Origin of the sequence: Embleya sp. NBC_00888 (assembly GCF_045207655.1) — a bacterium.
Lineage (GTDB): Bacteria > Actinomycetota > Actinomycetes > Streptomycetales > Streptomycetaceae > Embleya.
The window spans coordinates 601458-625505 of record NZ_CP108785.1 but is presented as its reverse complement, the minus strand read 5'-3'; the positions used below and the strand labels follow the sequence as shown (position 1 = coordinate 625505).

At 69.9% G+C, this 24048-nt stretch carries 25 protein-coding genes and 1 pseudogene; 9 read left to right on the top strand and 17 right to left on the bottom strand.

What is annotated here, in order from left to right; translation table 11 throughout:
* Positions 1–136 precede the first annotated feature (136 nt).
* Positions 137–1084, top strand: a complete 948-nt coding sequence (locus tag OG948_RS36975; protein WP_331769357.1) for a chlorophyllase/cutinase-like alpha/beta fold protein — start codon at positions 137–139, stop codon at positions 1082–1084.
* A gap of 531 nt (positions 1085–1615) precedes the next feature.
* Here the strand turns inward: OG948_RS36975 and OG948_RS36970 are convergent.
* Positions 1616–1909 (bottom strand): annotated as a pseudogene (locus OG948_RS36970) (Tn3 family transposase); the annotation flags it as partial.
* Positions 1910–2877: 968 nt separating this feature from the next.
* On the opposite strand from OG948_RS36970, the gene OG948_RS36965 reads away from it, so the two are divergent.
* Both OG948_RS36965 and OG948_RS36960 read left to right on the top strand, forming a co-directional pair.
* The gene (locus tag OG948_RS36965) at positions 2878–3066 is read left to right on the top strand and encodes a hypothetical protein (RefSeq protein ID WP_331769355.1); all 189 of its coding nucleotides are present in this window, start codon (positions 2878–2880) and stop codon (positions 3064–3066) included.
* 248 nt (positions 3067–3314) lie between these two features.
* Positions 3315–3845, top strand: coding sequence for a hypothetical protein (locus OG948_RS36960; RefSeq protein WP_331769354.1), 531 nt, complete (start codon positions 3315–3317; stop codon positions 3843–3845).
* Positions 3846–4158: 313 nt separating this feature from the next.
* On the opposite strand, the gene OG948_RS36955 is transcribed toward OG948_RS36960, so the two are convergent.
* Both OG948_RS36955 and OG948_RS36950 read right to left on the bottom strand, forming a co-directional pair.
* The gene (locus OG948_RS36955) at positions 4159–5037 is read right to left on the bottom strand and encodes a tetratricopeptide repeat protein (RefSeq protein WP_331769353.1); all 879 of its coding nucleotides are present in this window, start codon (positions 5035–5037) and stop codon (positions 4159–4161) included.
* 154 nt (positions 5038–5191) lie between these two features.
* Positions 5192–5563: a hypothetical protein gene (locus OG948_RS36950; protein ID WP_331769352.1), complete on the bottom strand. Its 372-nt coding sequence runs from the start codon at positions 5561–5563 to the stop codon at positions 5192–5194.
* A 512-nt stretch (positions 5564–6075) separates the two neighbouring features.
* Here OG948_RS36950 and OG948_RS36945 point away from each other — a divergent pair.
* Positions 6076–6648, top strand: coding sequence for a GNAT family protein (locus OG948_RS36945; RefSeq protein WP_331769351.1), 573 nt, complete (start codon positions 6076–6078; stop codon positions 6646–6648).
* A 7-nt stretch (positions 6649–6655) separates the two neighbouring features.
* Here OG948_RS36945 and OG948_RS36940 read toward each other — a convergent pair whose 3' ends face one another.
* From OG948_RS36940 to OG948_RS36900, 9 genes are all read right to left on the bottom strand, one after another.
* Positions 6656–7141, bottom strand: coding sequence for an NUDIX domain-containing protein (locus OG948_RS36940; protein ID WP_331769350.1), 486 nt, complete (start codon positions 7139–7141; stop codon positions 6656–6658).
* Between the two features lie 135 nt (positions 7142–7276).
* On the bottom strand, positions 7277–8428 hold the full coding sequence (locus tag OG948_RS36935; RefSeq protein WP_331769349.1) for a protein-L-isoaspartate(D-aspartate) O-methyltransferase: 1152 nt from the start codon (positions 8426–8428) through the stop codon (positions 7277–7279).
* On the bottom strand, positions 8425–9405 hold the full coding sequence (locus tag OG948_RS36930) for a radical SAM protein (RefSeq protein ID WP_331769348.1): 981 nt from the start codon (positions 9403–9405) through the stop codon (positions 8425–8427). The genes OG948_RS36935 and OG948_RS36930 overlap by 4 nt, the downstream gene beginning before the upstream one ends.
* A 91-nt stretch (positions 9406–9496) precedes the next feature.
* Positions 9497–9850, bottom strand: coding sequence for a hypothetical protein (locus OG948_RS36925; RefSeq protein WP_331769347.1), 354 nt, complete (start codon positions 9848–9850; stop codon positions 9497–9499).
* Between the two features lie 187 nt (positions 9851–10037).
* Positions 10038–10223 (bottom strand): hypothetical protein, encoded by a 186-nt coding sequence (locus OG948_RS36920; protein ID WP_331769346.1) that lies wholly within the window; start codon positions 10221–10223, stop codon positions 10038–10040.
* A gap of 135 nt (positions 10224–10358) precedes the next feature.
* Complete coding sequence (locus tag OG948_RS36915; RefSeq protein ID WP_331769345.1) at positions 10359–10652, bottom strand: hypothetical protein; 294 nt, start codon at positions 10650–10652, stop codon at positions 10359–10361.
* A gap of 251 nt (positions 10653–10903) precedes the next feature.
* Positions 10904–11404, bottom strand: a complete 501-nt coding sequence (locus OG948_RS36910; RefSeq protein ID WP_331769344.1) for a hypothetical protein — start codon at positions 11402–11404, stop codon at positions 10904–10906.
* 768 nt (positions 11405–12172) lie between these two features.
* On the bottom strand, positions 12173–12364 hold the full coding sequence (locus OG948_RS36905) for a hypothetical protein (protein WP_331769343.1): 192 nt from the start codon (positions 12362–12364) through the stop codon (positions 12173–12175).
* A 307-nt stretch (positions 12365–12671) separates the two neighbouring features.
* Entirely contained in the window at positions 12672–13034 is a 363-nt protein-coding gene (locus OG948_RS36900; RefSeq protein WP_331769342.1) for an ATP-binding protein, read from the bottom strand.
* A 118-nt stretch (positions 13035–13152) separates the two neighbouring features.
* Here OG948_RS36900 and OG948_RS36895 point away from each other — a divergent pair, with 118 nt between their 5' ends.
* Together OG948_RS36895 and OG948_RS36890 are read left to right on the top strand one after the other, a co-directional pair.
* Positions 13153–13953 carry a helix-turn-helix transcriptional regulator gene (locus OG948_RS36895; RefSeq protein WP_331769341.1) on the top strand — a complete coding sequence of 267 codons (801 nt, stop codon included), beginning with the start codon at positions 13153–13155 and terminating at the stop codon, positions 13951–13953.
* 422 nt (positions 13954–14375) lie between these two features.
* Positions 14376–15554 carry a methyltransferase domain-containing protein gene (locus OG948_RS36890; protein ID WP_331769339.1) on the top strand — a complete coding sequence of 393 codons (1179 nt, stop codon included), beginning with the start codon at positions 14376–14378 and terminating at the stop codon, positions 15552–15554.
* 289 nt (positions 15555–15843) lie between these two features.
* Here the strand turns inward: OG948_RS36890 and OG948_RS36885 are convergent, their stop codons facing one another.
* Positions 15844–15969 (bottom strand): hypothetical protein, encoded by a 126-nt coding sequence (locus OG948_RS36885; RefSeq protein ID WP_331769338.1) that lies wholly within the window; start codon positions 15967–15969, stop codon positions 15844–15846.
* A gap of 350 nt (positions 15970–16319) precedes the next feature.
* On the opposite strand from OG948_RS36885, the gene OG948_RS36880 reads away from it, so the two are divergent.
* On the top strand, positions 16320–16532 hold the full coding sequence (locus tag OG948_RS36880; protein ID WP_331769337.1) for a hypothetical protein: 213 nt from the start codon (positions 16320–16322) through the stop codon (positions 16530–16532).
* A gap of 232 nt (positions 16533–16764) precedes the next feature.
* Here OG948_RS36880 and OG948_RS36875 read toward each other — a convergent pair whose 3' ends face one another.
* Positions 16765–17634, bottom strand: coding sequence for an alpha/beta hydrolase (locus OG948_RS36875; RefSeq protein ID WP_331769336.1), 870 nt, complete (start codon positions 17632–17634; stop codon positions 16765–16767).
* Positions 17635–18495: 861 nt separating this feature from the next.
* On the opposite strand from OG948_RS36875, the gene OG948_RS36870 reads away from it, so the two are divergent.
* Entirely contained in the window at positions 18496–19149 is a 654-nt protein-coding gene (locus OG948_RS36870; protein WP_331769335.1) for a hypothetical protein, read from the top strand.
* A gap of 575 nt (positions 19150–19724) precedes the next feature.
* Here OG948_RS36870 and OG948_RS36865 read toward each other — a convergent pair.
* Genes OG948_RS36865 through OG948_RS36855 form a run of 3 tightly spaced genes read right to left on the bottom strand, consistent with a single transcriptional unit; the run spans position 19725 to position 23006 of the window.
* Positions 19725–20555 carry a CoA ester lyase gene (locus tag OG948_RS36865; RefSeq protein WP_331769334.1) on the bottom strand — a complete coding sequence of 277 codons (831 nt, stop codon included), beginning with the start codon at positions 20553–20555 and terminating at the stop codon, positions 19725–19727.
* Complete coding sequence (locus OG948_RS36860) at positions 20552–21796, bottom strand: SLC13 family permease (RefSeq protein WP_331769333.1); 1245 nt, start codon at positions 21794–21796, stop codon at positions 20552–20554. Before OG948_RS36860 ends, OG948_RS36865 begins: the two co-directional genes overlap by 4 nt.
* A complete protein-coding gene (locus tag OG948_RS36855) occupies positions 21786–23006 on the bottom strand; it encodes a CaiB/BaiF CoA-transferase family protein (RefSeq protein WP_331769332.1) in 1221 nt (406 codons plus the stop codon). The genes OG948_RS36860 and OG948_RS36855 overlap by 11 nt, the downstream gene beginning before the upstream one ends.
* Before the next feature lie 107 nt (positions 23007–23113).
* On the opposite strand from OG948_RS36855, the gene OG948_RS36850 reads away from it, so the two are divergent.
* A complete protein-coding gene (locus OG948_RS36850; RefSeq protein ID WP_331769331.1) occupies positions 23114–24010 on the top strand; it encodes a LysR family transcriptional regulator in 897 nt (298 codons plus the stop codon).
* The last annotated feature ends 38 nt before the right edge of the window (positions 24011–24048 follow it).

The window sequence follows — 24048 nt, the reverse complement described above, 5'->3', positions numbered from 1 at the left end:
ATTTCTTGCCTCTGACGTCAGCGTCAGGTCTTAGCGTATCTCGCGACGGCTCACCCCGTCCGTCGAGGCGAAGGACGAGACCGTGACCGGCTTGTTCGACAGCTTCCCCATCGGAAATGCGAAGGAAGATCCGCCCATGACCACATCAGACGCGCCGGCCACCGACGTGGCCGTCACCGCCCCCGCCCCCATCGTCTCGGTGAAGCCGGTGGTACTGGAAGCACCGGGCCGTGGCGAGGCTCTGCAGGTGAGAATCTCCGCGCCGACAACCGGGAGCGAACTGCCGATCATCGTCTTCTCGCACGGTTTCGGATCGTCCTTGAACGGCTATGGTCCGCTGGCCGACTTCTGGGCTGCTCACGGTTTCGTGGTGATTCAGCCCACCCATCTCGACTCCAGGACCGTGGGTCTTCCCCAGGACGATCCCCGCACACCGTTGCTCTGGCGCTTCCGCGTCCAGGACATGAAGCGCATCCTCGACCGGCTCGATCTGCTGGAGGCCGCCGTTCCCGGTCTCGGAGGGCGCCTGGATCGAAGCCGCATCGCCGCGGCCGGACACTCCTTCGGTGGCCAGACGGCGGGCAATCTGCTGGGCCTGCGCGTCCTCGATCCGGTGAGCAAGAAGGCGGAAGACCTGTCCGACCCGCGGATCAAGGCGGGCGTGCTGCTTGCCACGGCCGGCAGCGGCGGAGCCGACCTGACCCCCTTCGCGGCCGAGAACCTCCCGTGGTTGAAGGGACAGGACTTCGCGCACATGACCACGCCGACCCTCGTGGTCGCGGGGGACGAGGACGAGATACCGCTGTCCGTCAGAGGGCCGGAGTGGCTCGCCGACCCGTACCACCTGAGCCCGGGGCGCAAGAGCCTGCTCACCCTGTTCGGGGCAAAGCACTCCCTCGGCGGAATCGCCGGCTACGAAGTCCGGGAGACGACGGACGAGAACCCCGAGCGCGTGTCCCTGATCCAACGGGTCACCTGGGCCTACCTTCGCCACGCACTCGGCATCGAGGACGCCGACTGGACGACAGCGCAGAACGCTTTGTCGCAGAGCGTCGCTCCCATGGGGCGGATCGAATCCAAGTGAAACTCCGCGAAACGAACCACCTCCGGGGGCGCCGCGGGCGGCGAAGGTGGCGTTCGCGATCTTCACGGCGATGGCGCGGGCCGCCTCCGCCGACAGGTACCGCCGCCGTACGTAGCGCAGTCTCGGCCTGACCCGGGCTTTCGCCGAGCGGATCACATCCGTCGCCCCGGGCGCCTTGGGGCTCGTCCCCCAGGCGCAGCCCACCGCTTCCGGCGCGTCTCGATTCGCCGGATTCCGAGATGTGGCTGCGGTGGGGGCCGGCCGGCTCACGCGCGTGACCGCTCCGCCGCCGGTTCGCCATCGCCCGCAGCGCGGGGAGCGGCCACCGTGGCCGCCGCGAGATCGAGGCGGGCGGCCATGTTCAGGTCGACCTCGCCGTATGGGCGCACGTGGGACCAGAACAACGGGGTCAGGCCGCGTCGGTCGGCGGGGGTGAGCCGGGTCCGCCCAGTCCGGCTCGTCCTGGACGTCCTGGACGTCCTGGAGCATGAGGGTGTTCACGAAGGCGAGAGCGGATTGCAGGATTCTGAGGCAGAGCACGAACATCTCCTGTTCGTCGCGCCGGTTGGACGCGATCTCCCCTCCTTTGCCGTAGGCGATCACGGAGTTGGCGCCGTTGGAGGACTCCATCACGTTCAGGCCCTCCTCGATCTCGCGCTGGAGGTCTCGAAGCCGCAGGTAGCGGGCCATGAAGATGGTCTTCCGGGCGCGGCGGACCTCCAGCATCGCCGCGTAGGTGGGGTGGGGGGCGTTGCGGGTGAACCTGCGCAGGATCGCCTCGGTGGAGGCGGTCCGCGTCCGGATCGCGGTGGCGTACTTGATCATCTGGTCGCACTTGAGCTGATAGTCCAGCCCGGGACGCCGCGTAGGCCACGCGCCGGGCCGCCCCGGCCGGGATCCCCGCTCACCACTGTCGAGACAGGGACTTCACCATGTCCGAGAACACCCGTACCTCCGCCGCCGAACGCCTGCGCGCCGCCCTCGCCGACCCCGCCCCCTCGGGCGGGTTCACCGCACCGAGCCGTCCCAGGCCATCGGCCTGGGCCGCTCCACCGTCACCAAGCTCCTGACCGAGTTGGAGACCGAGGGCGCGGTACGCCGCGAAGCCGCCCAGCGCGTCGGCGGCAAGGCCCAGCCCGTCCGGTGGCGCCCCACCACCTTGGCCGCCACAGCCACCGTCACCACGGACCGGGAACCGGACCCGACCGCCGACGTCGCCGGCGACAACGGCCCCATGCCCGAGACCGTTGCGACCGCCGTCGCCACGGAGACGGGGGAGACCGGCAACGGCGGCGGGACGCCGAAGGCCCGGTCCTGGCCGACGCCCGCGAGCGAGAACACCGAAGGCGCGGACACACAGGAGATCGCCCCCGAACCGGAGCCGGAGGCGCCCGCGAGTGGCGAGGCCGCAGACAGTCGCGAAGCCGCCGAGCGAACCGACGGGGTGGCACCGTCCGAGATCCTGCCGCGCACGAAGGGCGCGGCCGTCCGGCTGCGGCCCGGGGCGCTGCGGGACCAGGTCCGGTCCCACCTCCTCGCCCACCCGCAGGCCGAGTTCACGGCGGCCGAGGTCGCCCGGGTCCTGGGACGCAGCGCCGGGGCGGTCGCCAACGCTTTCGCCGCCCTCACCGAACACGGCACCACGATCCAGAGCTGCTCCAAGCCGCGCCGCTACCGCGCGCGGCCCGGCCCGGCGAGACCCTCGCGCCCGCCACGGCCTGACTCGGCGTCGGGCGCCCCACTACGGGGCGCCCGACGCGCTTCGCATCCATCCGCCCCCGAGCGCAGAGACCGTGACCGCGACCGCGACCACGCCGCGCACGACGGCCATCGCCGACTACGTCGACCGCGCCACCCACGTCGCCGCTCCCGTGCGGGAATTGGCGGATCCGTACGCCGCGACCCCGCTCGACGTCGCGCCGACCGCCCATGTCCTCGCGTTCGACCCCGCTCCGCCGGCACCCACCGCGCGGAGCCCCTGAGCGTGGTGGACCGCGACGGCACCGTCCTCCTGCGCCCGCCCGAGTGGCACATCCCGCCCCTGGCCGACGAGCGCCTGCGCGCCGCCTGGGGCAACCTGGACCCTGGGACCCGGACACCCGCCTCGCCGGCTCGCCGAACCGCGCCGGGCCGGCGCGGTCTTCCCGCACCTGCGCCACGACGTGCGCGGCGTGGGGAGCGCCTGCCCTGTCGGCGGAGGCCGTGTGCACCGCGGGCGGGCGGGGAACGCGTGTGCACCGTCGAACCGTTCGCCCGGCACGGCGACTTCGACCGCTCCGAGAGCGGCGCGGGCGCCTTCCAGGGCGCGATGACCGGGCTGACCCGCCTGATCGCCGACACCCTGCGCTGCTGGTTCCCACCGCGCACTGCCTCACGTTCTCCCTCGGCGAGCATCCCGACCGCCACCCCGAGGACACCGAGCCGGCACTGGTGCCGGACGAGCGGGGCGAGGTCCTGCACGACTTCCGGCTCCACCACGCCCCCGACCAGCAGCGGCTCGACCCCGGGTGCGGGCCGCGAGGGGGCACTGAGCGCCGGGCCCGGTCGACATCTCGGCGCGATCCTGCGTCTGCGCCGGCGCGGGGCGCCGTTCGACGAGGTCCCGTACCGGATCTTCCTACGCTCCCACGTGGCCCTCGAGGAGCGACACTGTCTGCCGCTTGCCCCCGGGGCGGCCGTCGCCGAACGCGAACACGGCCACACCGTCAACCTCGACGAACCCCTGCGCAGGGTCTGTCCCTTCACCCCGGCCAAGGAGTGACCGAACCTGGGGCAGGGCCCGACGCGCCTGCCGACCCCATGCGGCGGGGCAGGCGGGTGCTTCGGCCGGGGAGTTCGCGACTCCTTGGGACACCGCGGCACGGGGTTACGGTGTTTCGGCGGTCTGTTCCCTCAGGTTCTCGGCGAACCGGCCGTCAGGGGCGCCCCGCCCCCTTCGGGGAGGGACTTCAAGAATCCGGTGCCTTCATCGACACGTTGCCGACGAAGCAAGGAAGAGCCTGTCGGCCAAGGGGCAGAGGACCGTATCCGAGCCCGACGAGAACACTGGGGATTTCGCGCACACCTGTGGATTCCTACTCACTCATCCACTTGCGCAAGACATCCGCCACATCCACCGTGCTGGGGTGTTCCGTGCCCAGCAGCCGTTCGCCGTCGACGAGCACCCGCTCCTGCGGGGCGATGGCCTCGCCGGTTCGCCCCGCGTGCTGGTACGAGACCGCGAGGTTCGCCCGCGCCGTCACCGTGTGGGGGTGTTCCGTGCCCAGCAGTCGCTCGGCGTCGACGGTCGTACGTTCCCAATGGTTGATCGAGGCGCCGTGGAAGCCCGTGTCGAAGAGGCTTTGCCCGACTCGGTACAGGACCGGGTGGCTGTCGGTGTGCCACAGGAGGTCGCCGGCGTGTGTGGCGAGGATGTCCGTGTTGGCCCGCAGGACGGCCGCAAGGTCCGCGTCGGTGTGGTCGTGTTCGGGCCACAGCCCGAAGAGGGCATCGGCGGCCGTGTGGGCGAGGGCGGGGAGTTCGGTGTCCGGGGTCGTTTCGCGGGCGGCGCGGGCGGTGAGGGCGTGGATGCGTACGGCTCGGGGGTCGTTGCGGGCGTCGTCGGTGATCAGGCCGTAGCGGTGCAGCAGTCGGAGCACGGCGTGGGCGTCTTCGGCGTCGACTCGGGTGTGGTCGGTGTCTGGGGTCGGGGTGCGGTGGGTGTTGAGGTGCTCGAGGACGCTGGGGCGGGTCCAGAGGCTGCGTGGGTGTCCGGCGGGGTCGAGGAGGGCTGCGAGGGTGAGGGCGAGGGCGGCGAGTCCGGCGGGGTGGGCGCGTTGGGCGGCGTCCAGGGACAGCAGGAGGGCGGTGGCGACGGGGCGGCCGTAGCGTTCGGTGTCCGCGTCCGGCGGCAGGAGTTTGTCCAGGCGGGCGGTGCCGACGGTGAACAGGCGCAGGTACCGCGCGCAGGTCACGTCCTCTGTCGGCGACCACCACCTCCTCCCTGGCGACGGGCGGGTTGTCAGGCGCGGCAGAGGAGGGTGCGGGCGTGCGGTCGTGTCGGCGCCATCGCACGGTGGCTTCCTCGCCTTCTCCGATGTGTCCCGATACGCAATGGTGGCGCCCCGGTCAGGGACGGCGGTCGATGCCGGTACCGGCGCTGCTGCCGGGGCCGTCGGCAACCGCGTCGCCGGTGCGTTCCGCTCTCGCGGACCCGCCACCGGGACCCGCGGGACCCCGGATGCCGGTGTGGGCGTTACCGCCGCCGGTCGCTCGGGCACTGCCGGTATCGATGGCCTCCTCGTTCCCGGGAGACGGAGTGGGAGGCGTGGGTTGCTGCCGGAGCAGGGTCCACAGCAGCGCGACCACCCCGGTGGCCCCCTGCACGGACGCGCCCACGATCTGCCCCGTGTCCGGACCGTCCAACAACCACACCAACGGCGTCGAGACGATCACCATCCCCGCGACCACCACAACCGTGATCTTCCATCCCTGGGACACGCCCCACCCCCGGTCCGCCGCCGTCACACATCGAGCCCAACGGATCGTGTCCGGCGGTCACTTGCCAGGGCTACAGGACTATCAGATGCATCGGCCTGTCGTGTCAAAGCGTGACCATCCGGCAGGGATTCCGTCACCGTCACACGCGGGTGCCTCGCCGAATCCGCCGGGACGCGTGTTCCACCGAGGCCGAGAACAGCATGGCGGGGTCCCGCGGACTTCGGGAATCGCGAACCACGTCAACACGTCGCCGACCGTGAATACATGGGCGGGACCGTGCCGAGCCGCGGAGCTTGTGTCGTGGGCTGCCGCGTCCTTGCGACGCGAAGTCGGTTGGTCGGTGAGAACCACGACCCGCCGTCGAAGCCGGCGTATCAGCCGTGGACCGATAGCGGTTCGCCCCGGTGAGGGCGTTGAGTCCGGTTCTGGTGGGTGGTGCCTTGGTCGTGAGGACCGGGCCGGGGTCGGATATTCGGTGTTCTGCCCGGCCGTGTGGACGCACGATGGTGCGCATGACCTTGGCCACTCCCTTGCTGCACACCGCTCGCCTGCGGCTGCGACCCTTCACCGACGCCGATGCGGACCTCCTCTTCGCGCTGCACAGCAGCACCCTCGTGATGCGCTTCTGGGATTCCGCGCCGTGGATCGAACGGGCCCGCGCTGACCGCTTCATCGCCATGTGCCGGCAGACGGCGGACGAAGGCGCCGGGGCGCGGGTGGCCATCGACCGTGCTTCCGACGGGGCCTTCGTCGGCTGGTGCGGTCTGACCGACTGGGACCCGGACTTCCGTAGCGCGTCGTTGGGGTACTGCCTCGACGATGACGTGTGGGGCCGCGGCTATGCGACGGAATCCGCGCACGCCTTGGTGCAGTGGGCATTCGACACACTGGACCTGAATCGGGTTCAGGCCGAGACCGATACGCGCAACGTGGCATCTGCCCGGGTCCTGGAGAAGATCGGATTCGTGCGTGAAGGGACGCTGAGGGAGGAATGCATCGTGAACGGCGAGGTATCCGACACGTGGGTGTTCGGGTTGATCAGGCGAGAGTGGCGGCCGCCGACCGTGCCGATTCCAGCCCGCTGAGGGGCCGTTACATCCGTTTCTGGTACAGGTCGCGTCCGGGCTGGGTGAGGACGCCTTGACGGGCGAGGCGGCCGAGGTGGGAGCGGGTGATGTGCACCGTGGCCTCGTCGGTGGGCAGGCCGAGGAACTCGTGGAGTTCGCGGGCGCGAACGGTTTCGTGGGGTGCTCGTTGAACGCTGCCAGGATTTGCCGGTAGGTGTCGGCGGTCGGGTTCGGCCGGCGGTTCGCTCCCGGTGGGAGTCAGGCTCCCAACGATCTTCCGGGTGGTGGTGGTGGTCGGCTCGGCGAGTCGGTCCGGATCGAGCGCGATGTCGATCTCCTCGCGGGCTTCGCGCACGATGGCGTCGAAGACGTTGTCGCCCGGTTCCGCGTTGCCGGAGGGGAGGTTGAGCCTGCCGTCGTCGTATTCGGTGCCGGCGTGTTTGCCCAGCAGGCTCGCGCCGGCCTCGCGTTCGAGGATGAGCATGACGTCGATGACGGGCGGGCGTGGCACGGGAGTGTCCTTCGACTGTGGGTGGGGAGAGAGGAGGCGACGTGCCCTTCGGTCTCCGACGTGGTTGTCGGGACGATCGAGGTGGACGTTCGGCGACTCGTCCAGGTCGCCTCCCCTTTCCCGAACAGGCTGCGGCTACAGGGCCGTTGTGCTCTGCGGGGCCGGTGGAATCGTCGTGCTCCATTGGCCGTGGGTGATGTTCATGGTGCCGTCGGGGTCGATGGTCACGCCGGCCCCGTACTCCGGGAGCCCCCCGTCGGAGAGCCAGCGGTGGCGGATCTCGTCCAGGGTGTCCCACAGTCGTCGTGGGCCGGCTTGGTGGACCGTGGCGGCTTCGCCGCGCCGGCCGGTGGCCCGTGCCCACGAGCCGTCCTGGTGGACCATGACCGCGGTGCGTACGCCGTCGGTGTCCTCGTCGTAGCCGTGTTCGATGCCGGGGGCCGCGAGTGCGAGGGCGGATCTCAGTTCCCAGGACTCGTCGACGCGGACGACGGGGTATCGACCGGTGGTGACGTCGTCGGCGTCGGCGGTCCAGGCGGGGCCGGTGTCGGGTGAGGGCGGGTAGTCGTCTCCGGCGCGTGTCGCCATGAAGCCCGCGCGGTCGGGGAGGACTCGGCCTTTGGCCCCTCCGTCGGGGGTTTTGTCGGCGGCGACGACCAGACCGGTACCGGCCAGGTTGGTGACCAGCCGGCCGCCCTCCTTGAGGTTGGCGAGCCAACTCGAGGGGATGCCGGGGAGGCCGACGGTGGACACGATGCGGTCGTGGCGGCCGGGCAGGGGCCCGGTGATGTCGCACACGAGCATCGTGGGGGCGGCTCCCACAAAGGCGAGCCGGCCCCGGGCTGCGTCGACCAGGTGCGGATCCACGTCGACGCTCGTGACGTGACCCTCGCCCAGGCGGCGGGTGAGCAGGGCCGTGCCGTAGCCGGTGCCGGTCACGCACAGGACGTCGTTGTCGTCGTCGATCAGGGCGTGGCGGTACATCGTCACGAGCAGGGTCGGGAGTGTGGACGACGAGGTGGGCAGGCCCGTGGGGTGGTCGTCTTCGGCGGCGTGGTCGGCGTGTAGGGGGCCGATGCGCGTGACGAACGTGCGGTCCTGGTACAGGCGCGGCCACAGGTCGGGGTGTGCGACACCGTCGCGCAGGGTCCAGCCCCGGTCGGGGACGTACTGCCACCAGCGGGGCGCGAACACGTGGCGGGGTGTGGTGGCGATCGGCTCGTGCCAGCGCGAGGACGGGCGCGCCACCCGTTCGGCCAGTGTCGCGGCGTGGGGTCGCCAGTTCATGGGGTCCTCTTTCCATGCGACGGCCGGAACGGGTCGATGCCGGGGGAGGGTTGGTGGGAGTTTTCGTTGGGTGTGCACGTCTGGGGCACGCGCGCTTCGCGGCTCGGGGCGTCGAACGGGTCGATGCCGGGGGAGGGTTGGCAGGAGTCTTCCTTCGGCGTGCACGTCTCGGGCGCGCAGGCACTCGCGCGCGGCGGAGGAACGCGTCCGGCGATCGCCTGCCAAGGCTCGCTGTGGACGATCGTGGCGAGGGGTGAGGTGCGCACGTTCCCGCCGCTGCCGAGCCCGGCGGACATGGTGCAGCCTGCGACGGTTCCGTCGGGCAGGACCGCGGCTCGTCCCCGGGTGCAGTGTCCGCACAGTTCGGCCGCGACGTCGGTGTCGCCTTCGGCGGCGCGGCCGATGGCACGTTGATGGTCGACGCCGATGCTTTGCACGCCCATGGCGCGCAGCATCGCCTCGGCCTGGGCGATCCGCTGGTCGTCGCGGGTCTTGATGATGCCCACGCGCAGCGGGATGGCGAGGCGGAGGGCCTTCGCGATGTTGTCGACGATCTTCCCGTGGGATCCGTGGTGGGTGATCGCCCGGTGTTCGGCGGGGTCGTCGCTGTAGAAACTCGTCGCCAGCATCACGCCGCGCCGGCGGAGCACGGGCCACATCCGCTGACGGACATGGATGAGGTTGCTGAAGATTTCGGTCGTCAGGCCCAGGTCGAGGGCGTGGTCCACCAGTTCGGGCAGGTCGCAGTGGAGCAGCGGTTCGCCGCCGATGAGTTGGATCTGTTGCACGCCCATTTCGGCGGCCTGGTCCAGGACGTTCAGCCAGTCCTCGCGGGTCATGTCGCCAGAGGTTCCGCTCGGTCCGGACGAGTTGTAGCAGTGGTCGCAGCCGGCCTGACATTGGCGGGTGATGTCGAGCCAGAGGAAGCGGAGTTCGTGTTCGGCGGTGTGGGTCGGGCGTTCCACAACGGTTGTCATGGTGCGGTCCTGCCTTTCGAGGGTGATGGGTTCGATGACCGATGCCCCGGGTTCAGGCTCTCGCTTCGAGGACCGGTTCGTGGTGGTTTCGTCAAGAGGGGCGGCGGCCGGGGCCGGGGCGCGCTTGTCGCGTCCCTGCGACCTCGCGGTGTCGGGTCCTGGTGATGCCGAGGACTCCCGGGCGCATGGATTCCGCGAGGGCGTCACGGTCGGGGAAGAACGGTGCTCGCGTCCAGTTGTTGCGGTCGGGGTCGGCGTCCCACCCCACCATGCGGGTGCCGTCCGCGGCGGCATTGCCCAGGCGCACGACCTGACTGCCTGTGGGGAAGGAGTCGTTGACCCAGGCGACCACCGAGGTGGTGACGCCCAAGAGCGCGTCCGTGATGGGTGCGTCCGTGTCGACGCTTGCGGTGTGCGCATCGGGCCGGGTCGGTGCAGTCGTCATCGCCATCTCCGTGTGACGTGGGGTGGGGCGCAGTTCGCGGCGAACGGGTGCACCTTGCAGAGCGCCTTGGGCGGCGGCGGGCCCCTCGGCGGCGGGGCGGTGGGGCCGGCGGCGGGGTACACGGCGAGGGTGCAGAGGACGGCGCCGGTCACGGCGAGACGGCCGATGCGCGGTCGGCGGGTGGGCGTCACGTGTCGGCCCGCATCAGCAGGTCGAGTACGAAGGGCAGGTGATCGGAGGCTTCTTGCGCGGCCTGGGAGTCGTCGGCCCAGGCGCCTTCGACCCATTCGGCGATGTCCTGGGCCACGAGGCCGTAGACCACCGGTCTGCGTTGGGTCTCGTCCGGGGAGTAGTGGCCGACTTGTGCCGCCACGCCACCACGATGGGCCTGGCGGGATGCGGGACGTACACGGCGTTGACCGAGTGGGCGAGCGGAAGGCACGGGCGGAACGTCTCTCGAGGGACGAACTCCCGGTGTTCCGCGGGTACGGCCTGGTCCTGGGGGCGGTCATCGTGTTCTCCCGCCCGGTGCCGGGAGCGGGGGCATGCCGAGTGTGGAGGCCCTGGCCTCCCGTAAGCGGCGACTGCTCCCGGGCAGTACGAGCCTGGCCGTGACGCTCACTGCCTGGATGGCAGCCTGGATCAACTCCTCGCCATCGAGCGGCGTCGTCTCCAGCGTGTCGGGGAGTTGGGCGAGGTATTCGGCGGTGACGCGGCCGGCGGCTGCGACCGGAAACTCGCACAGCAACCCGAGAACGGCCGCCTCGGCCGGTCGGAACCGACACGTGGTACTGCTTGGCATCGCCGGCGTGACGCCTGCCGTGCTTGGGATACTTGGAGATCCGCACGTCGGGTTCGACCGCGTTCGAGTGGCTCATGACGGCCCTCCGGGCGTCGGCAGGTTCGTCAAACCCAGACGAACGAGCACGTCGAATCCGTCCGGTCGCACGGCGGCCCACCTCTCCGACTCGCAGGCGTCCGGAGGCGACGGGGCCGGTCGCGGCCATCTCCAGCAGCACCGCGCACCTGCCGTCGGTCAGGTACGGGGCGCCGTCACCGAGAACGGCGGTCAGGCCCTTGTCGTAGTGCTGCACGGCCTCGCGCAGCGCGTCGCATCTGGGGTTCGTGCCGTCCGAGGAGAGTGACGAGATCGGCCAGGTTCGCCCCGAACGGCCCGTAGGCCGGCGCCATTCCGCAGCCCAGCAGGCACGGGATCCCCGACTCTTCGACACGCATGTCCACGGGCCCCATCGACCACACCACCGTTTCGGCGGGCAGGGTCAAGGCGGCTTCGACTCTGCCCGGGAGGATCAACGACCGGTCGGGGTGGTCGGCGGGCAGATTGGCGGCACACGTGAGGCCGACCCGGCGCTGATCGGCGAAAAAGGCCAACTCCAGCGCGAATTCGCGCGAACGGGCGAGCACCGCCGTGCCGTCGTTGATCGCTTCGACGGTGAGGGCGAGGCGAAACGCCCCGTCGAGGCGGCCGATCCCCTCGGCGCCAGGTTCAGGGTGGTCGCGCCCACCATCACGGTGGGCGCCGCGGTGCTCCACTCGAAGGGTGCCAGGTTGCCCAGCCAGTCCTCGCCGAACACGGACGACACCTGCGCCACGCGCGCATCGGACAAGGCGCCGCCCTCGGCCCATTCACGCAGGCGGGGAAGCAGGGCGAGGGTGGTGGCCAGAGGAGACCTCCTCGCCGCTCGGACATTCCTTCGGCCGGACTTCTCCGGCGGGTTGAACTGGCTCATGACACTCCAGACGAATGACGGACTGGTGGTTGGGACGGCGAACACCACGGCTGGGGCGGGCTGGTGGCCGTGACGTTCGCCGGTTGTCCACCTCGGCCAAGGCGGACAACGGCCCGGCCTGTGCCGGCGGCATCCACGAGTGGGACGGACGGGCACCGACGGCGGGGGTGGCCGGGAACGGACGCGCGTCGGAACCGGACGCGCGGGTTTCGTGTGGTGCGGGTGATGCGGTCGATCCTCAAGACCGCATCGCCCGCCCGCGCCGTGTCCCAAAGGCCGTTCCCGGCACGGGACTTGGCGCATCCTCACCCGGGGCGTGTGAGGAAGGAGCCCGCGACCCGTGCGCCCTGCGTCGTCGGAGGGCGTCGGGCGCGGAAGTCGTCGCGGTGGCCACACGCGGATCTCACGGTGCCGCCGCACATCCCGACCGGGAAGGCCGGTGGATGGCCGCCGGGAACGCTTCGACTCATCCCCGGCGGCCGGGTCGTGTCACGCGCCCCTCAGAAAACGGGCGACACGGGAACGGGCCGGTACCGCCCAGGGGTCGAGGGGTGCCGGCGGTCGCACCGGATCAGGCCGCGACCGTCTTGGCCCTGGCGGACGCACGAAGCGCCGTCGGGTCCGCGATCACCTCGTCGATCTGCTCGTCGCGCAGGTACTTGATCGTGAGCCGACCGGTTTCGGTGTCGGGGCCGAACTCCAGGCGGTACGGGTAACGACCGACCGTCCGGTCGCGCTCGGGAACCTCGCCCGGCTCGGTCATGCGGACCCGGCTCGTCCGGGCGTGTGGCAACTACTCATTACCGTGCTTCTCTTCGTTGAGGTGACGGGCCGTCAGGACGCAGTGTCCCGACGGGGCTTCGAATGATCACGGTGGTTGCCGCTCCCCAGGGCGCGCTGTCGTACGGGCGCTCGGGAGTGGCCGGCGGGATCAGGAGGCGCACGACGACGTGATCACCGGCGAGGCGGTGCACGCCATCTCGGCGGGTGTGCGGTGGATCAGCCGAGTAGTACTCGATGACCGACTCGTAGTCGGGGATTTGAGACTGTCGGGCGCTTCGGTCGCCGGCTCACGACTCGCCGGCCCAGGCCGCCTGCGCGAGGCAGCAATCGTTCCCCGTTTCCGGGCAATCGAAGGCGACGCGAATGATCTTTTGCGGGGCGACGCCCGACACCCCGTCACGACGGAGCACGACGAACTGCCGCGTCAGCATCATGACCAGCGGCAGTCCACGTCCGTGCTCGTCATCATCGCCGGTCATCAGGTGAACACGCGGGGGTTTGTGCGGTGCTTCGTCCCCGACGTCGATGAGCAGAAGATCGTCACGCCGTATCCACTCCACCGTCACCAAGCCCGAACCTACGTGGCTGACCGCGTTGGTCACCAACTCGGAAATCACCAGCACCGCGGCATTGGTCTGCTCGTCGTCCATGCGCATTGCCGGGCATTGCCGGGCATTGCCAAAACTTGCCGGCGCAAGCGAGCATCCAAGTACGCTCAAGCCGGCCCTGCGATGGGCACGCCGGGAGTGTTCACGTGATGGGGTCTCCGTGGACGAACGGGCAGCCGACGGCGCACTCGCCAACGCCAAGAAGCTGGGTCGACTCCTGCGCACTCTTCGTAAGAAGCGAGGCTTGACGGCCGCACAGGCGGGTGTGGAAGTAGGTTGCCACGCCTCGCAGATCAGCCGCTACGAGACCGCCACCCGCGTAGTGGGCGTGGCACACTTCGAAAAGCTGATGGAGGTCTACCGCGTTACGGACGTCCAGCGCGACGAACTGGAAGCGCTCGCAGACCAGGCCCGGGATGCAGAGAAACCGTGGTGGTCCGACTACGACGATGCCATCAACACGCGATACGCACGCCTACTCGACGCGGAGTCCACGGCCACGAGTTGCTTCGACTACCAAACGGTACTCGTCACCGGGTTGCTCCAGACCGAGGGCTACACGAGGGCCGTGACGGCAGTCGGTTTCGCAGAGGTGGGCCCCAGCCAGGTTGACGCCTTGGTCGAGGTCCGGATGCGTCGTCAAAAACGAGTCTTCACCCACGAACGGCCGCTGGAACTCAGCGTTGTACTGACCGAGGCGGCGCTGTGCTTTCGCGTTGGGGGCGCGAAGGTGCACCGGGCCCAACTCGTGCGCCTGATCGAGGCACCGAAGAAGTTTCCGAACATCACCGTCCGCATCATCCCGTTCGACGCCGGCGAAGACGGCACTCAAACAGGTGCCTTCAACATCTACCGCTGCCCACCCGAGCCTGACGTCGGGTTCAGCGAATCAGTTTCCGGCGGCTCCGTGTTCAAATCGGGGCTGGACCTACGCCGGATGAACCGGGCTCTGGCGAATTAGCACGCCGTTGCCATCCGGAGTCCCGTGTGTAGTTGGCGGAGACCCGAAGGCCGTGCAGGACGCGACAGCGGGGCCGCCCTCGGTGAGTGGGGGCGGCCTCATTCGCTTCACGGTAGTACTCGCGCCCGACCCAACGGGCGAGGACTCAAGAGACCCCAGCCGTTGCGAGCGGTGACTTTGGGTCTCTCGTTCCTAGCTGATCGTGATTGACGCTCGTGCGTGTCGCCCGTACGTTACGAAGGAGGGACACCCGTACGGCGCCCGAGGGTTCGGTCGCCGTCACCGAGGGAGGAACACATGGGAAACCGAGGCAAGGGCCCCGCCCCGCTCCAACAGCCCGTGCCCGACCCGAAGCCAACCGGTCCCAACGACCATCCCGACGGCAACACACCCCCCGGGCCCGGCCGGCATCGCGACGACAAGTGACCGCGCCCGACGGCATCGCACGTTTCCTCGCCGACGTGGACGCCCTTCCCGACGGTTGGAAAGGTGCCTTCGAGGGAGTCGACCGCGCGGACTTCGCACCCGATCGCATCTGGGCGTGGGACGGCAGCCAGTACACGACCGTCATCGATCGCACCCAGACCGGCAGCCACGGCCGGGATACCTGGGACGAAGCCGTCCAGGGAAACAACGCGCTCGTCACCCAATGGGACGACGGCAACCACACCGGCGACGAGCCCGGGAACAACCCCTCGTCGTCCGCGTCCATGCCGTCCGCGGTCGCGAGCATGCTCGGCGATCTCGACATCACCGGGGGCGAAAACGTCCTTGAGGTGGGCACCGGTACGGGATACACCGCGGCGCTCCTCGCCGCGCGCGGCTGCCGCGTCACCACGATCGAACTCGACACCGACCTGGCCGAACAAGCCCGCAAGAACCTCGCCCAAGCCGGGCACCAGGACGTCATCGTCGTCACCGGCGACGGCACGCTCGGACACTCTGAACACGGGCCCTACGACCGCGTACACGTCACCGCCGGGGTACGGCACACCCCGGCCGCGTGGATCGAACAAACCCGCCCCGGCGGCGTGATCGTCATGCCTTGGGGCACCGACTACTCCACGTACGACTGGACCGCAGCGCTGACCGTGACCGACCCCGGCCGGGCATCCGGGCCGTTCACCACGCCACTCGCGTTCATGAAGCTCCGGTCCCAGCGCGCCCGCTACCCGAAGTCGCCGTTCCCGTCCGACTGGACGGCGACCGCGCGCATGTCCGAGCCGGACATCGACATCACCGACATCACCGGGGCCCTGTACGAGCCCGCCGAGTTCGTCATTGGACTCCACGTCCCGCACTGCGTACCGCGGCTCGTCCACGGCGCGGAGAGTACGAACCTGTGGCTCTACGGCGCCGACACCGGCAGGGGTCCGTCCATCGCCGTAGCCGCATTCGGCGACGGCTACGATCCCCAGGCGCGCGAGGCCGGGCCCCGCCATCTATGGGCCGAGGTCCAAGCCGCCTACCACCGGTGGGACGACGCCGGGAAGCCGAACACGGACCGCTTCGGCCTCACCGTCACCGTGGACGAGGACGGCCGGGTGGAGCAACGACCCTGGTACGAGACACCCGACCGCGAACTACCGTTTCGCCACTGAACAGATGAGCGGGGTGGCCTCGAGTCGCCCACGAAGTCGTCGTTGAGCCCAGCTGCGGTCACTCTTCGAGGCAGTGGCCATCGCAGCCCCCACGCATTCGCCCTCGAACGGCAACGAGTCACGGGGATCGCCCTCCGGCGTGGGGGATTCCTCCGCGATGTTTGCTCCGGGGCTCGACCCTGCCCGACCGCGCCGTGCCCGCAAGGTAGGCACCGGCGACCCCTGTTTGCGCGCCCTCGTGCGCGGTCTCTCTTTACTCGCGGGCCCTGGCGCGGTCTGCGGGGGCTGGCTACGGCTGGCCGCCGTACATCACGACCAGGCGCCACCCATCCGCCAGTCGGGTGGTGGTCGCCAACATCTCGTGAACCCCGCCCTCCTCGGCCACGACCTTATGAGCGGCGACTGGCACGATCATGGCCGCGTCCTGGCTGTGCCAGTGTGCCGAGGCGCCGGCAGGGCGAGCAAGGCATCCAACACGGCCGCGACGTCCACGTCGAACGGCCGCCGAACCCTCAGGTCCCGGGCCACGGCCACCGCCGCATCCCGCAGTCGATCCACGTCGGCGAAACGCTGCGCCGCCACCGGACCGAACGCCCACGTCAGGGCGTTGACCCACGGACCCACGGACCCACGGACCCACGGACCCACGGACCCACGGTCGAGGTGCCCAGCCATGTCCGGAAGTCGGCGGTGGCGTCGACCAGGTTCATCGCGTGACCGAACAGTGCCGCCCGTCTCACCGCCTCCCGCACATCCCAAGCCCCCGTGGAACCCGGTCTCGACCGAGGACTCGCGTGGCTGCTCACCGACGACGGGAACGTCGTCCACCACCACGGCTGGACCGGCACGAGCCTGTACCTGGCCCCGGCCTCGGGTCGCTACATCGCAATCTGCACCAACGCCGTCTACCACGGCCCGCTCGGCCCACGCCTGGCCCCGCTGTGCGCCCTCGCCCGCAAAACCCTCACCGGCACCTGACCCCACACTCCGAAGGTCCACCATGAGCGACCTTCTCGCCGACCACAGCACCCTGCGCCTCGGCGGCCCCGCCGACCGACTCCTCGTCCACGCCGACCCCACCACCTGGCCCGGCCCCGCCGCGCAACTCCCCGATTGCCCGTGGGTGTTGGTACAGCCGCGCGTACCCAGGTCTCATGGTGCTCGGGGTCAGAGCACCGGGGGTGGGGAAGCTACCCGGTCAACGGTTGGCTTACGAGGCGCCGTCAAGGACCTGGCGCAGTCGATGCGCGAATTCGTCCGGCTTCCCCGGATATCCGAACTCTCCGTCGCAGAACCCGCCGTGATGACTCGGGAACACGGTCACCCGCTTCCCGAGCAGTTCGGCGGTCGCGATGGAGGTGCGTCCGGTCGGCGGGTCTTCGGACTCCTCGCCCACAGCGATCACGATGCGGGTCGGCGAAGCGGCGATCGCGTCGGTATCCGGCCGGTAGCTGCCGACCGCCCATGACCGGTCGGACAGCAGCGGATCGTCACGCGAGCCGTCATCCTCCGTGGGCATCCCGAACGTGGCGGGATCGGCCTCCGGCTGTGCGAAGTACGCGTCGGTGAACTCTCCCTTCCACGAGGTCATGGCCACGAACGCAGCCATCCCGGCCCCCCATCCCCGCTTCTCGTAGGCCTCCCGGACTCCGGCCCGCGCCCGCACGGCCGCCGGGCCGTCCGGCGTGAGGGTGATGAGCGGCGGCTCGTGCGCGACCAGAGTGGTCACGTCTGCGGGATACTTCGCCACGACCGCGAGCGCGGTGATCGCTCCGCCACTGCCGGCGAACATCTCAACCGGCCCGGCCCCGAGCGCCTCGATGACGGCGTGCACGTCGTCGGCCTGGGTCTGCGGCGTGTGGTCGACCCGCCCGTCGTTACGGGTGCTGCGACCGAGCCCACGCGGGTCGTAGGTGGCCACGGTCCGTTCGGGGAAGCGCGCGGCGAGTGCGGCGAAGCCGGTGGCGTCCATGGGCTGGCCGATCATGAACAACGGCGGGCGTCCATCCGTGGTCGGCAGCGGCCCACGAACGTCATAGACGAGGTCCGCGCCGGTTGTCTCGAGTGTATGAGTTTCCATACCCGTGCAGACCGGCCCCGTCCCGGAATCTCATCGGTGCGGCGGGCGTCGCTCCGCTTTGGGACTGCGGCGCCCCCACCGCGCAGCGCGCCTCCGCCTGATGATGGGTGGGCTGTCGGGACATTCGGTGCCGCGGCGGCCCGACGAACCGGGCACGCTCGTCTGTACATGGCTGGACATTCGCGCGAACGCCGACAGATGTCGTCCAATGCTCGGCGACGAACGACGCGAGCACTTCCGCCGTGGAGTCGTGGATCGTGCGAGTCGGGTGCGTGGTCACGGTGTTCCTCCGGATTGGTTGTCGATGCCGCGCAGTCGGATTGGTTGTCGGAGCCGCGCAGTTCGGCGGCGCGAGCGCGATCGGCGGCGGCCTCCCCGGCGGCGCCGGGGTTGTCGCCGAGCGCCGCATGAAGAGGCCCGAACCGGTGGTTCGAGCCCTGGATGTGCGATGAGAAGATCGCCGGCCGACAGGAGCGTATGTTCGCTCCGGCCCGGCCGACGGTCGGCTGTTCGGCCCGCCTCGGCGGGCCGTCATCGATTGACTCGAACGAGTGAGGACAAGGCTCCTGGTTCGATGGTTCTCGAGCGAAAGCGAACAGGAGGGGCAGCCAGGGGCGTTCGGCGTCCTCGGCCGTGATGCCCGGTTCGCCGTCGGGGGTGAGGATCCACTCGTGTGAGATCCACGGCAGGGGCGGGCACCCAGCAGCAGGGTGGGAGGCGCGGTCGTGGAGCGTTGGGAATTCCGCACCGAGACCGGCGCCGTCCTGGGCTTGCCCTCCGTCCCACGCGCCCCCGCCCGCGCGGCCCCGCGAGGCTCACCCGTCACAGGGGTACGGCTGCCAACGCCCGTAGCCTCTCACCATGCAGACAACTCTGATGATCTACGACGGCACCGCACCGGCCGACTCCGGCGTCCCGCGTACCGGGGGCGTGCCACTGGCTCCCGCAGGATTCACCTGGCCCATATGCGGGTCCTTTTGCGGAGGGCCGCTGCAGTTCTTCGCCCATCTCCCCGTCGAGGACGGCGTCCTGTCGGTATTCGTGTGCCAGAACGACCCCGGCGCATGTGAGTCGTGGGACGCGACTTCCGGTGCGAACAGGGTCTATCTGTTTCCCCGGGAGGAACTGCAGCCGGTGGACGTGCCCGCGACGGGAATGACGCTGTTGCCCGCCACCTCGGCCATCCGCACCCACGTCGTGACGCTCGACCCCGCGGAGGACGACGATCACGACGAACTCGCGCCCGACGCATACGACCTTGCCCGCTCGGGGTGGAAGCGGGAGCCCGATGAACGATTCGGGAGGCAACGCGAAGTGCTCGGGTCACTCGGAGGCAGCCCCTCCTACCTCGAGGACGACCGACTGCCCGCATGCCCCTCCTGTACCGGCACGATGGAGTTCGCGGCACATCTGGAGGAGGGCTTCTCCGCGCAGTCCGCGATGAACCTCGGTGGCCGGCTGGGCTACGTCTTCGTCTGCCGCGCCTGCCGCGAAGGTGCCCTCCTCACCGACTGACCACGCCGCGGCGACATGACGCCGGCCGGCCTCCCGTGCGGGCTGGACTCTGCCGGGCAGGTCGAGATCTCACAGGTCCGGCAGGCACAGTGGTTGCCGGTGTGCGGGGCGCTGCTACCGGAACCCAAGCTTCCAGGCAAGCCCCGGGCGTCCGCCTCGGGGCGTACGGGTCAACGCCGACGAGAAGTGGTTGCGAGGCGCGGATGTTGGTGGTGCGGCCGCGGATGGCACGGGCGGTGCGGTGGCGTCGTGTGGCCGAGCTCCCGGGAGGCGGATCGGGGGCCTCGGCGTTGGGGTGAACGATCGCACCGGCCGGCTGCTCGAAGGAGCGGGCCCGTCCCGGGGTTCGTGCGTCGCATTCGCGCGGCGCGATGGGCGAGCCGGGGAGAGTGGTTGTTACCACGTTCGGGAAGGCCACGGTGGCGGCAGCCGATACCGCCGCGCTGGTCACCGCAGGACCTTCCCGAGCCCGCACCCGACCGGCCCGCCCTGTCTGCGGGCTGGAGCCCACGGTGAGCGGTCACTCTCCGCAATCGACGGGGATGAGGTGCGCGCCGCCCCATCACCCTCGTTCTTCACTGCGACAGCAGGGCCCGGGCGAGTTCGAGGCGCGGTCGGTCGATCATCTGGCCGTCCACGCGAACGGCTGCCCCCTCGGAATCTCCCGCAGCCGCGACGACCCGACGTGCCCAGTCCCGTTCTTCCTCGGACGGCCGCCAGGCCCGGTGCACGGGTTCCACCTGCCGCGGGTGTACGCAGAGCCTGCCGCCGAAGCCGAGCCCACGGCTGCGCCGGGACGAGGCCACCAGGCCGGCCTCGTCCTCGAGCCGGGTATACACCCCATCCAGCGGTGCCGGCAGACCGGCTGCCCGCGAGGCGACCACCAGAGCCGAACGGGCCCAGAGCAGCTCCGGTTCGACCCGCCCGGACGGGGTGATACCCGCGTCCAGCGCGAAGTCGACACTGCCGAAGAGGAGACGTGCGACCCCGGGAACCCCAGCGATCGCCGCCGACTCCCGGACCCCGAGGGCGCTCTCCACCAGCGCCAGCAGGGGCACCCCTGCGGGCAACCCGCGCACGGCGCCGGCCACCTGGTCGGCGGTGGCGCTCTTGGGGAGGACCACTCCCCGCAGCCTCCGTGCCGCCGCGAGCGCGGCCATGTCCTCGTCGTGCCACGGCGTGTCCACCGCGTTGATCCGCAGATATCCGTCGTGTGCGGCGAGCCACGCGACTGCGGCGTTCCTCGCCCGCGCCTTTCCTTCCGGCGCGACGGCGTCCTCAAGGTCGAGGAGTACGCCGCCCGCGTCGCTCGCCGCCGCCTTGGTGAAGCGTTCCGGTCGGTCACCCGGTACGAACAGAAGCGTGACCTGGGTCTTCAGCCTTGTTCCTTCCGTCGCGCCGGTCATACGACCACGAAAGCGAGCCAGGCACACACCGGTGCGAGCGCGCACACCCCCGCGCCCCACCGCATCAGGCCACGGTACGCATCGGCACGCAGCCGCTCGGGCGAGTTGGCGACCACCAGGGCGCCGTTCGTGGAGAAGGGACTCGCGTCCACGACTGTCGCCGCCGCCGCCAGGGCGATCACCATGCCGGTCGTCCCGATGGCGCCGGACTGGAGGAACGGCACGGACAGAGGCATCAGCGCACCCAGGATTCCCGTGGTGGAGGCGAAGGCGGAGACGACGCCTGCCACGTAACAGATCAGTAGGGCCGCCATCAGGGGTGCGCCGACCTCGGCGATCGTCGTGCCCAGTGAGTCGACGACGCCGATCTCCTGGAGCAGGGAGACGTAGGTGACGATTCCGCAGACCAGGAGAACGACCGGCCAGGCAATCTCCTTGGTGGCCGCCTCGGCCGTACGACGGAAGAACAGCGCCAGCAGTGCGGCCAGGGTGAGGGCGAGGAAGCCGGTGTCCAGTGAGAAGACGGTGGTGCCCAGGACCATCGCGGCCATCGCGGCCAACGTCGCAACCTGTTCGCGGCCCAGCCGCGGCGCCGGGTCGTCCTCTTCGTCGTCGCTCGCGTCCTCCGACATCCCGGACGTGAGGGGCTTGCGTCCGTAGACCAGCCAGGTCACCCCGGCGACTGCCAGGTTGAAGGCGAACGTTCCGGCGAAGAGCTGCCCCGCGCCGACGGGCAGATGGTCGGCCGCCAGCGAGGAGTGGACGATCCCGCCCAGGATGCCGGACGGTGCGAAGCTGCCCGCCGCGGCGCCGTTGACCGCCATCAGTCCCGCGTACAGCGGATTGACGCGATGCCTCACCGCGAAGGTGATGCCGATCGGGGCGACGATGGCCACCGCGGCCGGTGAGGCGGAGCCCGTCGCGCACAGAAGCGCCGTCAGGAAGAACAGCACCCAGGGAATGGCTCCCACCCGGTCGCCGACCGCCCGTACCGCGATGCGGACCAACCAGTCGACCGTGCCGTTGACACGGGCGATCCCGAAGAGGAACGTCACGGCGACCAGCACCAGGAACATCGCGGCGGGGAAGCCGGACAGCACTTCTTCCGGTGTACGGCCGAGCACGACCGACCCCAGCACGAAGGCGGCAGCCAGCGAAAGAATGCCCATGTTCAGCCCGCACACGCCGGAGAGCACGAACACGGCAGCGAGGACGAGCACCCCGATGACCTCAGTGGACATCACGTGCCTCCTCGCGGGTGTTCGTACACGGCTGCCGGGCCAGCCACGCGAGAACGGAGTCGGTGTGCTCTCCCAGCGCCGGCACCCGACCCAGCCTCGGCGGATGCTCGCCGCGGAAGGTCACGGGAGGGATGAGTCCCCGCAGTTCTCCGACAGGGCTGTCGAACGATGCCCATCGGCGACGCTCTCGAAGTTGCGGATGGGTGCCGAATTCCCCCACGGTGCGCCGGCGTCCGTAGGCGATGGACGCCGCCTCCAGCCTCTCCACCAGCTCTTCGCTCGCGATCGCCGACGCCACGTCCTCTACGATCGCGTCGAGTTCGGCGCGGTGGGCGACCCTGTCGGCGTTGCCCGTGAAGCGGGGATCGTCCCGCAGTTCCGGGCGGCGCAGCACGATCTCGCAGAAGGACGCCCACTCCCGCTCGTTCTGCAGTCCGAGAGTGACGGTCTCCCCGTCGCTCCCGGTGAAGGGTCCGTAGGGAGCGATGGTTGCGTGGCTGGCACCGGTGCGCGCCGGAGCCGTGCCGCCGTAGCGCGTGTAGTACTCGGCGTAACCCATCCATTCGCCCAGCGCCTCCAGCATGGAGACCTCGATCTGTGCCCCTTGTCCGGTGCGATCGCGTGCGATCAAGGCGGTCAAAATGCCAGAGTATGCGTACATACCAGCGCAAATATCGGCAATTGACAAGCCCACTTTGGACGGAGACTCCGGCGTCCCGGTGAGGGAGACCAGGCCGGCCTCACACTGTACGAGGAGGTCGTACGCCTTGCGGTTGCGATAGGAACCGCTGCTGCCGTATCCGGAGATGTCGCAGGTGATGAGTTCCGGGTGGCTCGACGCCAGGAGTTCATGGCCGATCCCGAGCCTTTCCGCCGCGCCCGGGGCAAGGTTCTGCACCAGGACGTCGGCGCGGCCGACCAGGGCGTGCAGTTGCCGGTTCCCTTCCGGGGCGCGGACGTCCAACTCGACGCTCTCCTTGCCCCGGTTGAGCCAGACGAAGTGACTGGACATTCCGCGGACCGTGCGGTCGTAGCCACGGGCGAGATCGCCGCTGCCGGGTCGTTCGATCTTGATGACGCGAGCGCCGAGATCGGCCAGCTGCCGGGTCGCGAAAGGCGCGGCGACGGCCTGTTCCAATGACACGACGACGAGCCCGGAAAGGGGGCCCGCGGCGAGTCGGTCTTCGGGGAGTGCATACGGATCGGACATGGGTCCCTCCCGTGGAGTCTGATCGGGTGGGACACACTGTCGGCCTCGCGCGGGCCGTTGTGAAATGACGAATGCTTCGGCACATTATGCGCGGGACGTATAATGCAATGGTGGAGATCAGAGAGCTTCAGTGGTTCGCGGTGCTCGCCGAATGTCAGCATGTGACAGCCGCGGCGGAGCGGCTGAACATCTCGCAGCCGACTCTGTCCCGTGCCATCGCACGGCTCGAGCGACGGGTGGGCGTGCCGCTCTTCGACAGGCACCAGAACCGCCTTCGGCTCAACAAGTACGGCGAGGTGTTCCGCGCGCACGCCCTGCGTGCCATCGGCGAGATCGACGGCGCCGAGCAGCGCATCGCGAGTCTGGTGGACCCCGACAGGGGGACGGTGGCACTGGGCTTTCTGCACTCGTACGGCTCCTGGCTGGTGCCCGAACTACTGGCGGGCTACCGCGCGATCGCCCCGGCCACCAGGTTCGAACTGCGGGGCGCCGCCGCCGACACGGTGGTCGACGACGTGCGCCGGGGCAGGCTGGATCTGGGGCTCACCAGTCCACATCCGGTCGGCGAGGACCTCGACTGGACCCCCTTGCAGCGTGAGCCGCTGTGCCTGCTCGTCCCCTCCGGGCACCGCCTGGCACGCCGCCGCCGGGTGGAGGCGGCGGAGCTGGTCGAGGAGGACTTCCTGGCTTTGCAGCCGGTCTTCGGTCTTCGCCAGGTGGCCGACCGTCTCTGCGCCGCGGCCGGGTACGAACCCCGGATCGTCATGGAGTGCACGGAGTTGAGCACCCTGCGGGAGTTGGTGGCGGCAGGCTTGGGCGTCGCCGTCGTGCCCACGAAGGGAAGTCCGGCGGGTACGGGTGGCCGGGCCGTCGCCGTGCCGTTGAAGGATCCACAGGCACAGCGCACGATTGGCCTGATCACCCCGCACGGAGGGCCGCGTGCGGCGGCGGTGGTGCGCTTCTACAACTATGTTTGCTCGACAGCTCATGCATCTGATGCATGATGTCGGTGAAGGTTCGCTATTTCACAGGACGCCGGAGA